The organism is Pseudomonas sp. IPO3774 (assembly GCF_013386835.1).
GTDB lineage: Bacteria > Pseudomonadota > Gammaproteobacteria > Pseudomonadales > Pseudomonadaceae > Aquipseudomonas.
In genome coordinates this window covers 1-14,554 of record NZ_JACAQY010000030.1, presented here as the reverse complement: position 1 = coordinate 14,554, position 14,554 = coordinate 1, and the positions used below count along the sequence as shown (strand labels likewise).

The window sequence follows — 14,554 nt, the reverse complement described above, 5'->3', positions numbered from 1 at the left end:
TGGAGTTCTCGCCATGCTGAAACCCCGCAACTTCCTCAAGCTGGGCGCGCTGTTTGCCGTGCTGATCCTCGGCCACGCCGAAACCGCCGCCGCCCATGAAGTCACCGACGTGCTGGGCCGCAAGGTCGAGGTGCCAGACCACGTGCAGCGCGTGGTGCTCGGCGAAGGCCGGCTGATTTCGGCCTTTGCCTTGCTGGACAAGGACGCGCCATTCCAACGGATTGTCGGCTGGCAGAATGATTTGAAACTGTTGGACGCCCACACCTATAACGCCTACGTGGCGAAATTTCCGACGGTAAAAGACATTCCGCTGATTGGCCAGGCGTCGGAGCAAAGCGTCAGCGCCGAGGAAATTCTTTCGCTGAAACCGGACCTGGCGGTGTTCAGCATTTCCGGCCATGGCCCGACTGAACACAGCCCGGTGGCGGACGTGTTGGCCAAGGCGGGCATTGCAGTGTTGTTCGTCGACTTCCGCATCAACCCGGTGCAAGGCACCCACGCCAGCATGACCGCCCTGGGTCAGGCCCTGGGCCGGGAAACCCAGGCCAAGGCGTTCCTCGACTTTTATGACCAGCACATCAAGGTGATCACCGACGCCGTCGCCACCTTGCCGGCCGGGCCGCGCCCGAGCGTGTTCCTGGAATTGCTCGCCGGCGCCTGGCAGGCACCGGGGCACACCACTGGCAAGAGCGGCATGGGTGAAGTGATCAAGCTGGTGGGCGGGCGTAACATCGCCGCCGACGTGGTGCCGGGGGCGCTGGGAGATATCAGTGTCGAGTACGCGCTGAAAGCTGACCCGGATGTGTATGTGGCCACCGGCAATCACAAGCCCGGGTTGATTCTGGGTGCTGGCGTGAGCAACGAAGACGCGCGTGCCGCGTTTGACGCCGTGCTGGCCCGCCCTGAGTTTGTGAACCTTCGGGCGATTCGTGAGGGCAATTCCCACGGTCTGTGGCATGACTTCTACAACTCGCCGTACAACCTGCTGGCGATTGAAGCGCTGGCCAAGTGGGTGCATCCGGAATTGTTCGCCAAGCTGGATCCCAAGGCGACCATGGAAGCGATGAACCAACAGTTCCTCGGCATGCCGCTGCAGGGTGCTTACTGGATTGATGGCAAACCCAAGTAATTCTTCTGTAGGAACACGGTAAGTGTGGGAGCGGGCTTGCTCGCGAATGCGGTGTATCAGTCGACATATTCGCTGACGGGTGCACCGCATTCGCGAGCAAGTCGAATCGTCGCACCGCCGCTCCCACATTTTGATCTCCATCGTTTTCGAGATTGTGTAATCCAATGACCACTCAAACCCTCGACCTCGCCACCGCCAGCCAAGGCTATCGCCGCCTGCTCGCGCGTCGTTGCTGGCTGCTGGCCCTGCTGGGTGGCGCGCTGATGTGCGCGATCCTCGTGGACCTGGCCAGCGGCCCGTCGGGCATGGGCCTTGGCGCCCTGCTCGATGGCTTGCTGCACCCGGCCCACCTGAGCGCCACCGACCAGGTGATCATCTGGAACGTGCGCCTGCCCTACGCCTTGATGGCGGTGTTGGTCGGTTGTGCGCTGTCGCTGGCGGGCGCCGAGATGCAGGCGATCCTTAACAACCCGCTCGCCAGTCCATTCACCCTGGGGGTTTCCTCGGCGGCGGCGTTGGGCGCGTCCCTGGTGATTGTGTTTCCGGTGACGACGCTGTGGGTGTCGGTCAATACGGCGATTTCCATTTCAGCCTTTGTGTTTGCCGCCGCCTCGGTCTTTTTGCTGCAGGCCATGTCGCGCCTGCGCGGAGCCGGGGTGGAAAGCCTGGTGCTGTTCGGGATTGCCCTGGTGTTCAGTTGCAACGCGGTGGTCGCCCTGTTGCAACTGGTCGCCACCGAAGATGTGCTGCAACAACTGGTGTTCTGGACCCTGGGCAGCGTGACCCGGGCCAACTGGGACAAGCTCGGCATCCTCGCGTTGGTGGTCGCCGTGGTCATGCCCTTTTCCTTCGCGGCCGCGCCACGCCTGACCCTGTTGCGCATGGGCGAAGACCGCGCGCAAAGCTTCGGTGTCGATGTGAAGCGCCTGCGGTTTTTCTCGTTGTTGCGCATCAGCCTGCTGTCGGCCACCGCCGTGGCGTTTGTGGGAACCATCGGATTTATCGGCCTGGTGGGTCCGCACATCGCGCGGATTCTGGTGGGTGAAGACCAGCGCTTCCTGCTGCCGGCCAGCGCGCTTGTCGGCGCGTTACTGTTGTCGCTGTCATCCATCGCCAGCAAGCTGATCATGCCCGGGGTGATCGTACCCGTGGGTATCGTCACCGCGCTGGTGGGCGTGCCGATTTTCGTGTTGCTGGTGTTCAAGCGCGGGAGGCAGTTATGAGCAGCGGGCTGTCGATTCAGAACGCCCAGGTCAGCTATGGCCGGCGCCAGATTGTGCATGACCTGAGTTTGCCAACCTTGGCCCACGGCAGCCTGACCGCGTTGATCGGGCCGAACGGTGCGGGCAAGTCGACGTTGCTGAGGGCGGTGGCGGGGCTGGAAAAGATGCAGGGCGTTGTCAGATTGGGTGACCTGGACCTGACGAAAATGTCCGTCGGTGAACGCGCCCGGCGTGTGACCTATATGCCGCAAAACCTTCCGCCGGGCTTGAGCCTGAGTGTGATGGAAAGCGTGATCGCGGCGCTGCGGGTGGCGAACGTCGAGGGCATTGCGCTTTCAAGCGACGCGTGCATGCGCGAGGCCTTTGATGCGTTGCAAAGGATTGGCATCGCTCATCTGGCGGATCAGCTATTGAGCACGTTATCCGGCGGCCAGCGGCAACTGGTCAGCCTGGCGCAACTGATTGCGCGTCGGCCACAGGTGATGCTGCTGGATGAACCCACCAGTGCGCTGGACTTGAACTACCAGTTGAAGGTCATGGATTGCGTGCGCGACCTGGTGCGGGAACACAACCTGATCGCCGTGGTGGTGCTGCACGACATCAACCTCGCGGCGCGCTATGCCGACCATATCGCGGTGCTGCGCCAGGGCCGGCTGTACGCCAGTGGCGCGGCGGATGACGTGCTGGATACGGCGCTGTTTGCCGAAGTCTATGGTGTGCGGGTACGCATCGAGCGATGCTCACAACAAACGTTGCAGGTGTTGGTGGACGGCGCCGTAACCTGACCTCCCTACGGGAGGAGGGTTTCTGAAGAGATGACGGTGGCGTACTCGCCGTGCAGGTTGCCCAACGACATGGCATGTACCGCCTGCGCCGAATGCATCTGCCCGAAAAAGTCCGCCTTGTCGAAGGTGTAGCAGGCATCTTCGATAACCCACGTCTCAAACCCCAGGTTGCCGGCACTGCGGGCCGTGGCCTCCACCGAGTTATGGGTGGCCACGCCCACCAGCACCACTTGCCGAAGCCCGGCCTCACGCAACCTCGCTTCCAGCCCCGTCCCACAAAATGCGTCCGGCACCCGTTTCTGGATCAACTGCTCACCCGCCTGCGGAATAAATGCATCCTGAAACTCCACCCCCGACTGCTGCGGCCAGAACACCGATTCCGGTGAATGGGACAGATGCTGCACATGAATCACCGGCCAGCCTTCGCGCCGCCAATGCGCCAGCAACGCCAGCATGCGCGCCTCGGCGTGCGGATTATTGCGCCGTCCCAGCCTGGGATGATGAATGCCTTTTTGCTGGTCAATCAGAATCAACGCTGCGCCCGCACGAATTTCCATATCGATAGACCCAAATGTTTCATTGAATTTTCGTCACCCTAACATCACCTATACCTACAGGCATTCGCTCAAGCGTCACCACCCTTGGAGAGCTTCATGATCGACCTGTATTACTGGACCACCCCCAACGGTCACAAAGTGTCGTTGTTCCTGGAAGAAGCCGGCCTGCCTTACGAGGTACACCCGATCAACATCGGCCAGGGCGATCAGTTCAAGCCCGACTTCCTGAAGATCGCCCCCAATAACCGCATCCCGGCCATCGTCGATCAGAACCCGACCGACGGCGGCGCGCCGATTTCCCTGTTCGAATCCGGTGCGATCCTGCTGTACCTCGCGGAAAAAACCGGCAAGTTCATTCCCCAGGACCTGCGTGGTCGTCAGGAAGCGCTGCAATGGCTGTTCTGGCAAATGGGTGGCCTGGGCCCGATGGCCGGCCAGAATCACCACTTCAGCCAGTTCGCCCCGGAAAAGATTCCCTACGCGATCAAACGCTATGTGGATGAGACCGCCCGCCTGTATGGCGTGCTGGACCGGCGCCTGGCCGACCGCACGTTCGTGGCCGGCGAGGAATACAGCATTGCCGACATGGCGATCTACCCGTGGATCGTTTCCCACAAGTGGCAGAGCCAGAAGCTGGAAGACTTCCCACATGTAGAACGCTGGTTCAACCACATCAAGCAACGCCCGGCGACGGTGCGTGCCTATGAGCTGGTGCAGAAGGTCAATCCGCCAAAATCCTGAAGGTCAACGGGATCAAAATGTGGGAGCGGGCTTGCTCGCGAATGCGGTGGATCAGCCACAACTCTTTTAGCTGATACACCGCATTCGCGAGCAAGCCCGCTCCCACACTGATTTGTGCCCGACTAGAAACCTTACGCAAATCCTGAAATAAGCATCGCCTCCCGCTTGCGTCGTTTCGCCGCGCTCACTAACGTAGCGCCTTTACTGACGCTACCCCCCGCAGGAGCTTTGCCATGGCCTCGCCAGCCCTCTCACATTTTCTTCCCCGGTTCGGCGTTGCCGCGGCAATTGCCAGTGCCTTGGGCCTGGCCGGTTGCCAGTTACAGAGCACCCAAGACACCCTGCCTCCGGTTTCCGGCGTACAGCCGATCAAGGGCCTGGCGCAGAACGTTTCGGTGCGCCGTAACAGCCAGGGCATCCCGCTGATTGAAAGCAGCACCTTCCACGATGCGCTGTTCACCCTGGGCTACGTGCACGCCAGCGACCGCATCACCCAGATGGTCACCCTGCGCCTGCTGGCCCAGGGCCGCCTGGCGGAAATGTCCGGGCCGGATGTGCTGGATGTCGACCGTTTCATGCGGGCGGTCAACCTGCGCAAAAGCGCCGGCGAGCTATATAACGCCTCGTCGCCGCGCCTCAAGCGCTTCTTTGAGGTGTATGCGCGCGGGGTCAACGCCTACCTGTTCCGCTACCGCGACAAGCTGCCGCCAGACCTGGCCCAGACTGGCTACAAGCCTGAATACTGGAAGCCGGAAGATTCGGCGCTGCTGTTCTGCCTGCTGAATTTCAGCGAGTCGACCAACTTGCAGGAAGAGCTGTCGTCATTGGTGCTCGCGCAAAAAGTCGGTGCCGACAAACTCGCCTGGCTGACCCCGAGCTACCCGGATGAACCGCTGCCAGTGGCCGAGTCCGACAAGCTCAAGGGCATCAACCTGGGCCAGATCCCGGGCCTCGCTGCGCTGACCAGCCTCAGCGAGCACCTCGACACCCTCAACACCCTGGGCACGTCCAGCTCCAGCAACTGGGCGATCGGCCCGCAGCGCAGCCGCAGTAACAAGAGCCTGCTGGCCAATGACCTGTCGACCTCGATGCAGGCCCCGTCGCTGTGGAACTACGTGCAGATCCGCTCGCCGAAATACCAGGCCGCCGGTGTGTCCATCGCCGGTTTGCCAACCCTGCTTTCCGGCTTCAACGGCAAGGTGGCCTGGAGCATGAGCCAGGTCTCGGGTGACACCCAGGACGTATTCCTGGAGAAGGTCAAGCGCCAGGGCAACGCGCTGTACTACGAAAACAACGGCAAATGGCTGCCCGCCATCGTGCGCAATGAAACCTACTTCGCCAAGGGCCAGCGGCCGATTCGCGAAGCGGTGTACGAAACCCGCCACGGGCCGCTGCTCAACAGTGCCCAGTCGCTGACCAGCGGCTACGGCCTGGCGTTGCAAACCGCCGATTTCAAGGACGACAAGAGCCTGGACGCGTTCTTCGACCTGTCACGTGCGCAAACCGCCGGTAAAGCGTCTGACGCCACCCGGGAAATTCGCGCAATTGCCTTGAACATGGTCTTCGCCGACGCCAGCAGCATTGGCTGGCAAGTGACCGGGCGGTTCCCCAACCGCCGTGAAGGCGAAGGCCTGGTGCCATCGCCGGGCTGGGACGGGCGTTTCGACTGGGATGGCTACGCCGACGCGATGCTGCACCCCTACGATCAGGACCCGGCCCAGGGTTGGATCGGCACGGCCAACCAGCGCACCATTCCCCGTGGCTACGGCATGCAACTGTCCAACTCGTGGGCCGCGCCGGAACGCGCCGAACGTATCGCGCAACTGGCCGGCAGCAGCAAGCATGACAGCCGCAGCATGATTGCCATGCAGTACGACCAGACCACCACGTTTGCCGCCAAGCTCAAGAGCATGTTCCAGGCGCCGGGCATGGCCCAGCCGCTGAAACAGGCGATCGATGGATTGCCGGTGGCAGACCAGGCCAAGGCGCGGGAAGCACTGAGCCGCCTGATGGCCTTCGACGGTCGGCTGGCACCCACCTCCGCCGACGCGGCGATTTATGAGTTGTTCCTGCAGGAAAGCGCCAAGCAGATTTTCCTCGACGAACTCGGTCCGGAAAACAGCGCCACCTGGAAAGCCTTTATCGGTAACGCCAACCTGTCGTACTCGGCGGTGGCCGACCACTTGCTGGGGCGCGAAGACAGCCCGTTCTGGAATGACGCCCGCACCGGGCAGAAAACCGACAAGCCGGCGATACTCGCCCGCAGCCTGGCCGCCGCGATCACCGCAGGCGACAGCGCGCTGGGCGCCGATCACAAGGCCTGGCAGTGGGGCAAACTGCACAGCTACACCTGGAAGAACACCAGCGGCCAGGCCATTCGTGGCCCACTGGCCGCGGGCGGCGATCACAACACCCTGAACAGCGCACCGTATAGCTGGGGCCAGAGTTTCGACACGACCCAGGTGCCGGCGCTGCGGATGATTGTCGACTTCGGCCTGGCGGAACCGATGATGGGCCAAAGCGGCATCGGCCAATCCGGCAACCCGGCCAGCCCGAACTATGCCAATGGCATCGACCCGTGGCTGAAGGCGCAATACCTGAGCTTCCCGATGCAGCCACAGAACTTTGACGGGGTGTACGGGAAGACGCGGTTGACGCTGGTGCCGGGCAAGTAACCCGGTTTCCCTGACTCAACCGGATCAAAATGTGGGAGCGGGCTTGCTCGCGAAAGCGGCGGATCAGTCACCAGAGCTATTGACTGACACACCGCATTCGCGAGCAAGCCCGCTCCCACATTTGATTGCATGCATTCCGATAGAACTTCTCCACCCGCCCCCGCCTCATAATTAACAAGCCCACCTCCACGGCACGCCCATGGACCTTGTTATCGCCCGGCCCGAAGGCCTCTACTGCCCCGCCGGGGATTTCTACATCGACCCCTGGCGCCCGGTGGAACGTTCGGTCATCACCCACGCCCACGGCGACCACGCCCGCACCGGCAACCAACACTACCTGGCCGCAGCCCCCGGCGAAGGCATCCTGCGCTCGCGCCTCGGCCAGGACATCAACCTGCAAACCCTGGCCTACGGCGAAAGCCTGCGCCACCACGGCGTCACCTTGAGTTTCCACCCCGCCGGCCATGTCCTCGGCTCCGCCCAGGTGCGCCTGGAATACCAGGGTGAAGTCTGGGTCGCCTCCGGCGACTATAAAGTCGAGCCCGACGGCACCTGCGCGCCGTTCGAACCGGTGCGCTGCCATACGTTTATCACCGAATCGACCTTCGGCCTGCCGATCTACCGCTGGCAGCCCCAGGCGCAGATTTTTGCCGGGATCAACGACTGGTGGCAGGCCAATATCGCCGCCGGCAAGGCCAGCGTATTGTTCTGTTATTCCTTCGGCAAAGCCCAGCGGATTCTCCACGGCATCGACGCCAGCATCGGCCCGATCCTCAGCCATGGCGCGGTCGAACCCTTGAACCGGGTGTACCGCGAAGCTGGCATCTATATCCCTGAAACCCTCTACGCCGGCGACTTCAAAAAGACCGACCCTTTATTGCGCCAGGCCCTGATCATCGCCCCGCCCTCCGCCGGTGGCAGCACCTGGATTCGCCGCTTCGGCGACTACAGCGACGCCTTCGCCAGCGGCTGGATGCGCCTGCGCGGCACCCGGCGGCGGCGCGGCGTGGATCGCGGCTTTGTGCTCTCGGACCACGCCGATTGGCCCGGACTGTTATGGGCCATTGAGCAAACCGGTGCCGAGCGGGTAATGGTCACCCACGGTTCTGTGGGCGTATTGGTCAGGCACCTGCGGGAAAAGGGCCTGGATGCCCAGGGATTCACCACCGAATACGGCGATGACGAAGAGGAGGCCACGTCATGAAAGCGTTCGCCGAGCTGTACGCCAACCTCGACGCCACCACCTCCAGCAACGCCAAGCTCGCCGCCTTGCAGGCTTATTTCCTACAGGCGCCCGCGGAAGATGCTGCGTGGGCGGTGTACTTTTTATCCGGAGGCCGGCCCCGACAACTGGTGCCCACCCGGTTGCTGCGGGACATGGCCACCGAAGCCGCGAGCATTGAGCCGTGGCTGTTCGAAGAGAGTTATCAGTCGGTAGGCGACCTGGCGGAAACCATTTCCCTGCTGTTACCGGAATCGCCCCACACCTCGGACGATGGTCTGGCCGCGTGGCTGGAAGAAAAACTCCTGCCCTTGCGTGGCCTGCCGCCAGAAGAACTGGCAGAACGCCTGCCCGCGTTGTGGGCACAGCTGGATCAGCCGAGCCTGATGCTCTGCATCAAGCTGATCACCGGCAGCTTCCGGGTCGGTGTGTCGAAGTTGCTGGTCACCCGCGCCCTGGCCGCCATGGCCGGGCTGGACAGCAAACGCGTGGCCCAGCGGCTGGTGGGCTACACCGACCTGTCGAACCGTCCGACGGCCGAAGGCTACTTGAAGCTGATTGCCGCCGAATCGTCCGACGAACACGCCCAGCGTGGCGGGCAGCCTTATCCGTTTTTCCTGGCCCATGGCCTGGCCCAGCCGGTGGAGCAGTTCGATGCCTTGCTCGGCTCCCCTGCTGACTGGCAAGTGGAATGGAAGTGGGACGGTATCCGCGCACAACTGGTCAAGCGCGAAGGCCGCTTGTGGGTCTGGTCTCGGGGCGAAGAACTGGTCACCGAGCGCTTTCCGGAGCTTCATGACCTGGAAAACAGCCTGCCCGATGGCACGGTGATCGACGGCGAAATCGTGGTGTGGAAGGACTCGGTGCAACCCTTCGCCCTGCTGCAACAGCGCATTGGCCGCAAGACCCTGGGCAAGAAAATCCTCGAAGACGCGCCGGTCGCCGTGCTGGCTTATGACCTGCTGGAACACCACGGCGAAGACTGGCGCAACCACACCCAGGCCGAACGCCGGGCGCAACTGGAGCTGGTGGTCAGCGACTGCGACCAGCCAACGTTGCGCACGTCGCCAGTGCTGATCGGCGATAGCTGGCAAGACTTGGCAGAGCAGCGTGAGGCGTCCCGCAGCCTGGGCGTGGAAGGCATGATGCTCAAGGCCCGGGACGGGCTCTACGGCGTGGGCCGGACCAAGGACATGGGCGTGTGGTGGAAGTGGAAAGTCGACCCGTTCAGCGTCGATGCGGTGTTGATCTACGCCCAGCGCGGCCATGGCCGGCGCGCCAGCCTGTACAGCGACTATACCTTTGCGGTGTGGGACGGCCCGCCCGGTACTGAGCGTACGTTGGTGCCGTTCGCCAAGGCGTATTCGGGGCTGACCGATGAGGAAATGCGCAAGGTCGACGCCATCGTGCGCAAGACCACCGTGGAGAAATTCGGCCCGGTGAGCAGCGTCACGCCGAGCATGGTGTTTGAACTGGGTTTTGAAGGGATTGCCCTGTCCAAGCGGCACAAGAGCGGGATTGCGGTGCGTTTCCCGAGGATGTTGCGCTGGCGCCAGGACAAGGCCGTCGAGGAAGCCGACAACCTGGCGACCCTGCAGGATTTACTGGCCTGACACGCCTCTCACGAACGCCACCGATCAATGTGGGAGCGGGCTTGCTCGCGAATGCGGTGTGTCAGTCAATACATGTACCGACTGATCCACCGCATTCGCGAGCAAGCCCGCTCCCACATTTGAAAACCTCACACGCCCCAAAATAATGCATAGATTGATCAATGCCCATTTTCGGGCATTTCCTACTGGCACAACTCCTTAATCTCACCTTTTAAAACGACCATTCGGAACTATGGTGCAGAAATTGCTACTTGAGTCCGGTCTGACACCGTTCAGTAACAGTCCTAACCGCGCCACAAGCGCTTATCTTGGTTTCCAGGGATTACATAATGAAAAAAGCATTGCTGACCCTTTCTGCACTGGCTCTGTGCATGGCCGCCGGTTCCGCGCTGGCCAAGGAATACAAGGAATTGCGTTTTGGTGTCGATCCGTCCTACGCGCCGTTTGAGTCTAAAGCCGCTGACGGCAGCCTGGTGGGCTTCGATATCGACCTGGGCAATGCCATCTGTGCCGAGCTGAAGGTCAAGTGCAAGTGGGTCGAAAGTGATTTCGACGGCATGATTCCAGGCCTCAACGCCAACAAGTTTGACGGCGTGATTTCCTCGATGACCGTGACCGAAGCCCGTGAAAAGGCGATCGACTTCTCCAACGAGCTGTTCTCCGGCCCAACTTCCCTGGTGTTCAAAAAGGGCGCGAACTACTCCACGCCTGAGTCCCTCAAGGGCAAAAGCGTTGGCTACGAGCAAGGCACCATCCAGGAAGCCTACGCCAAGGCCGTACTGGACAAGGCCGGTGTCACCACCAAGGCCTACGCCAACCAGGACCAGGTGTACGCCGACCTGACTTCCGGCCGCCTGGACGCTTCCGTGCAGGACATGCTGCAAGCCGAACTGGGCTTTTTGAAGTCGCCAGCCGGTGCTGACTACGAAGTCAGCAAGGCCATCGACGATCCACTGCTGCCGTCCAAAACTGCGGTCGGTATCAAAAAAGGTAACAAAGACCTCAAGGCCTTGTTGGATAAAGGTATCAAAGCGTTACACGATGATGGCACCTACGCCACCATCCAGAAGAAACACTTTGGCGATCTGAACCTGTACAGCGGCAAATAATGCCTGGGGCGCCTTTCCTCTGGAGGGGCGCTTTTTTATCGCCATAGGTCCTGATTTATGTTCGAAGATCTTTTGCAAACCCTGGGGCTCAGTGCCTTCAGCTTGAAGGGTTTCGGCCCGCTGTTGCTGCAAGGCACCTGGATGACCGTCAAGTTGTCAGTGTTCTCCCTGGCCGTCAGCGTGTTGCTGGGCCTGCTCGGGGCTACCGCCAAACTGTCCAGCCTGCCGTTCCTGCGGATTCCCGCGCAGATCTACACCACCCTGATTCGCGGCGTGCCCGACCTGGTGCTGATGCTGCTGATTTTCTACAGCCTGCAAATCTGGCTGACCAGCTTTACCGACTTTATGGAATGGGACTACATCGAGATCGACCCATTCAGCGCCGGGGTCATCACCCTGGGCTTTATCTACGGTGCGTATTTCACCGAGACCTTTCGCGGCGCGATCCTCGCCGTGCCCCGTGGCCAGTTGGAGGCCGCCACGGCCTACGGGCTCACGCGTGGCCAGCGGTTTCGCTTCGTGACCTTCCCGCAGATGATGCGCTTCGCCCTGCCGGGCATTAACAACAACTGGTGCGTGATGCTCAAGGCCACCGCCCTGGTGTCGATCATCGGCCTGGCCGACCTGGTCAAGGCCGCGCAGGATGCCGGCAAGAGTACTTATCAGCTGTTCTATTTCCTGGTGATCGCCGCGTTTATCTACCTGTTGATCACCAGCGCGTCCAACTTCGTCCTGCGCCGCCTCGAACGGCGCTACTCCGCAGGCTCCCGGGAGGCAGTGCGATGATCGAACTTATCCAGCAATACTGGCGCCCCTTCCTATATAGCGACGGCCAGCACATCACCGGGTTGGCCATGACGATGTGGCTGCTCAGCGCGTCGATCTTCATCGGCTTCCTGGTATCGATCCCGCTGTCCATTGCGCGGGTGTCGCGCAATCGCTGGGTGCGCTGGCCGGTGCAGTTCTACACCTACCTGTTTCGCGGCACGCCGCTGTATATCCAGTTGCTGATTTGCTACACCGGGATCTACAGCATCGCGGCGGTTCGCGCGCAGCCGGTGCTGGACGCGTTCTTTCGTGATGCGATGAACTGCACGATTCTCGCCTTCGCCCTCAACACCTGCGCCTACACCACGGAGATTTTTGCCGGCGCGATCCGCAGCATGGCCCACGGCGAAGTCGAAGCGGCGAAAGCCTACGGCCTCAGCGGCTGGAAGCTGTATGCCTACGTGATCATGCCGTCGGCCCTGCGCCGCTCGCTGCCGTACTACAGTAATGAAGTGATCCTGATGCTGCACTCGACGACGGTGGCCTTCACCGCGACCATCCCGGATATCCTGAAAGTCGCCCGGGACGCCAACTCGGCCACCTACATGACCTTTCAATCATTCGGTATCGCTGCGCTGATCTACCTGACCGTGACCTTTGCCCTGGTCGGTCTGTTTCGTCTGGCGGAGCGTCGCTGGCTGGCCTTTCTCGGCCCCAGCCACTAAGGAGCCTTCATGCGTCATCAGATTCATCCACTTGTGGCGCCGGTGCCGGGCACGGAGCGACAAATCCACAGTTTCCACTTCGAGCCGGAGCAGGCCGAAGGCAAGGTCTACATCCAGTCGTCACTGCACGCCGACGAATTGCCGGGCATGCTGGTGGCCTGGCACTTGAAGGCGCGCCTGGCGGAGCTGGCTGCGGCCGGCCGCCTGCGCAGCGAGATCGTGCTGGTGCCGATCGCCAACCCGACCGGCCTGGAACAGGTGTTGATGGACATCCCCCTGGGCCGCTATGAGCTGGAAAGCGGGCAGAACTTCAACCGCCTGTTTGTCGACCTGTCCGACGAGGTTGGCAATCAAGTCGAAGGCCTGCTGGGAGATGATCCTGCGCACAACGTCGAACTGATCCGCGATGCGCTGACCATGGCCCTGGCGGCGCAAACGCCCGTCACACAACTGGAATCCCAACGCCTGGTGCTGCAACGACTGGCGTGTGATGCCGACATGGTGCTGGACCTGCACTGCGACTTCGAAGCCGTTGCACACCTGTACACCACCCCCGAGGCGTGGCCGCAGGTGGAGCCGCTGGCGCGCTATATCGGTTCGGAAGCCAGCCTGTTGGCTACCGATTCCGGTGGGCAGTCGTTCGATGAGTGTTTCACGCTGGTGTGGTGGCAATTGCAACAACGGTTTGGCGAGCGCTTCCCGATTCCGATGGGCAGCTTTTCGGTGACCGTCGAGTTGCGCGGCCAGGGCGACGTCAACCACGGCCTGGCCAGCCTCGACTGCCAGGCGATCATCGATTACCTGATTCACTTCGGCGCAATCAGCGGCGAGCCGGCACCGCTACCGGAATTGCCCTACCCCGCCACACCGCTGGCGGGCGTCGAGCCGGTGGCCACAGCCGTGGGCGGTTTGCTGGTATTCAGCGCGCTGCCTGGGGAATACGTGGACGCCGGGCAACTGATCGCCGAAATCATCGACCCCATTTCCGACCGCGTAACGCCAGTGCATTGCCGCAATGCCGGGCTGCTTTACGCTCGTTCGCTGCGGCGCATGGCCACTGCCGGGATGGTCATTGCCCATGTCGCAGGCACTGAAGCCTATCGCAGCGGCTACCTACTTTCGCCTTGAGGATGCACGCCCCATGTACAAATTGACCGTTGAAGGCCTGCATAAAAGCTATGGCGACAATGAGGTGCTCAAAGGTGTCTCGCTCAAGGCCAGGACCGGTGATGTGATCAGCTTGATCGGCGCCAGTGGCTCGGGCAAGAGTACCTTTTTGCGTTGTATCAATTTTCTTGAACAGCCCAATGATGGCGCGATGACGCTGGATGGGCAGCAGATTCGCATGGTCAGTGACCGCCATGGGATGCGCGTGGCGGATGATGCTGAGTTGCAGCGCCTGCGTACGCGGTTGGCGATGGTGTTTCAGCATTTCAATCTGTGGAGCCACATGAGTGTGCTGGAGAACATCACCATGGCGCCGCGCCGGGTGCTGGGTTGCAGCAAGAAGGACGCCGAGGATCGCGCTCGCCGGTATCTGGACAAGGTGGGGTTGCCGGCGCGGGTGGCCGGTCAATATCCGGCGTTTTTGTCGGGTGGCCAGCAACAGCGGGTGGCGATTGCCCGGGCGCTGGCGATGGAGCCAGAGGTGATGCTGTTTGACGAGCCGACTTCGGCGCTGGACCCGGAGTTGGTGGGTGAGGTGTTGAAGGTGATCCAGGGTTTGGCTGAGGAAGGCCGGACGATGATCATGGTGACCCATGAGATGAGCTTTGCGCGCAAGGTGTCGAGCCAGGTGCTGTTTTTGCACAAGGGGTTGGTGGAGGAACAGGGTGCGCCGGAGGATGTGCTGGGTAATCCGAAGAGCGAGCGGTTGCAGCAGTTTTTGAGTGGGAATTTGAAGTAGCCCGCAGGGGTTGGGTGTATATCCGTTATTTAGGTAACGGCCACTTATGGTTCCGCTCTTACAGCGGCTCACTTTTGAAGAGCGCAAAAGTAAGCAAAACG

The 14,554-nt window shown here is 61.6% G+C and carries 13 protein-coding genes; 12 read left to right on the top strand and 1 reads right to left on the bottom strand.

Annotated elements, in window-relative coordinates; translation table 11 throughout:
• Positions 1-13: 13 nt before the first annotated feature.
• The 3 genes from HYE77_RS17650 (at position 14) to HYE77_RS17640 (ending at position 3,137) form a co-directional block, all read left to right on the top strand.
• Entirely contained in the window at positions 14-1,129 is a 1,116-nt protein-coding gene (locus HYE77_RS17650; protein WP_177069061.1) for an ABC transporter substrate-binding protein, read from the top strand.
• A 164-nt stretch (positions 1,130-1,293) separates the two neighbouring features.
• The gene (locus HYE77_RS17645; RefSeq protein WP_087694269.1) at positions 1,294-2,352 is read left to right on the top strand and encodes an iron ABC transporter permease; all 1,059 of its coding nucleotides are present in this window, start codon (positions 1,294-1,296) and stop codon (positions 2,350-2,352) included.
• A complete protein-coding gene (locus tag HYE77_RS17640; RefSeq protein ID WP_003213680.1) occupies positions 2,349-3,137 on the top strand; it encodes an ABC transporter ATP-binding protein in 789 nt (262 codons plus the stop codon). The genes HYE77_RS17645 and HYE77_RS17640 overlap by 4 nt, the downstream gene beginning before the upstream one ends.
• 5 nt (positions 3,138-3,142) lie before the next feature.
• Here HYE77_RS17640 and HYE77_RS17635 read toward each other — a convergent pair whose 3' ends face one another.
• Positions 3,143-3,694: a cysteine hydrolase family protein gene (locus tag HYE77_RS17635; protein ID WP_003213677.1), complete on the bottom strand. Its 552-nt coding sequence runs from the start codon at positions 3,692-3,694 to the stop codon at positions 3,143-3,145.
• A gap of 96 nt (positions 3,695-3,790) precedes the next feature.
• On the opposite strand from HYE77_RS17635, the gene HYE77_RS17630 reads away from it, so the two are divergent.
• The 9 genes from HYE77_RS17630 to HYE77_RS17590 all read left to right on the top strand — a co-directional run bounded on the left by HYE77_RS17630 (position 3,791) and on the right by HYE77_RS17590 (position 14,453).
• Complete coding sequence (locus HYE77_RS17630; protein ID WP_003213676.1) at positions 3,791-4,435, top strand: glutathione binding-like protein; 645 nt, start codon at positions 3,791-3,793, stop codon at positions 4,433-4,435.
• 233 nt (positions 4,436-4,668) lie between these two features.
• A complete protein-coding gene (locus HYE77_RS17625) occupies positions 4,669-7,110 on the top strand; it encodes a penicillin acylase family protein (RefSeq protein ID WP_177069060.1) in 2,442 nt (813 codons plus the stop codon).
• Between the two features lie 199 nt (positions 7,111-7,309).
• A complete protein-coding gene (locus HYE77_RS17620) occupies positions 7,310-8,314 on the top strand; it encodes a ligase-associated DNA damage response exonuclease (RefSeq protein ID WP_008432130.1) in 1,005 nt (334 codons plus the stop codon).
• Positions 8,311-9,945: an ATP-dependent DNA ligase gene (locus tag HYE77_RS17615; RefSeq protein WP_177069059.1), complete on the top strand. Its 1,635-nt coding sequence runs from the start codon at positions 8,311-8,313 to the stop codon at positions 9,943-9,945. Before HYE77_RS17620 ends, HYE77_RS17615 begins: the two co-directional genes overlap by 4 nt.
• Positions 9,946-10,274: 329 nt before the next feature.
• The gene (locus HYE77_RS17610; protein ID WP_003213667.1) at positions 10,275-11,054 is read left to right on the top strand and encodes a transporter substrate-binding domain-containing protein; all 780 of its coding nucleotides are present in this window, start codon (positions 10,275-10,277) and stop codon (positions 11,052-11,054) included.
• A 57-nt stretch (positions 11,055-11,111) separates the two neighbouring features.
• Positions 11,112-11,840 carry an ABC transporter permease gene (locus HYE77_RS17605; RefSeq protein WP_134325837.1) on the top strand — a complete coding sequence of 243 codons (729 nt, stop codon included), beginning with the start codon at positions 11,112-11,114 and terminating at the stop codon, positions 11,838-11,840.
• Positions 11,837-12,547: an ABC transporter permease gene (locus tag HYE77_RS17600; protein ID WP_003209532.1), complete on the top strand. Its 711-nt coding sequence runs from the start codon at positions 11,837-11,839 to the stop codon at positions 12,545-12,547. The genes HYE77_RS17605 and HYE77_RS17600 overlap by 4 nt, the downstream gene beginning before the upstream one ends.
• A gap of 9 nt (positions 12,548-12,556) precedes the next feature.
• A complete protein-coding gene (locus tag HYE77_RS17595; protein WP_177069058.1) occupies positions 12,557-13,675 on the top strand; it encodes a succinylglutamate desuccinylase/aspartoacylase family protein in 1,119 nt (372 codons plus the stop codon).
• 13 nt (positions 13,676-13,688) lie between these two features.
• A complete protein-coding gene (locus HYE77_RS17590) occupies positions 13,689-14,453 on the top strand; it encodes an ABC transporter ATP-binding protein (RefSeq protein ID WP_008432141.1) in 765 nt (254 codons plus the stop codon).
• Positions 14,454-14,554 lie beyond the last annotated feature (101 nt).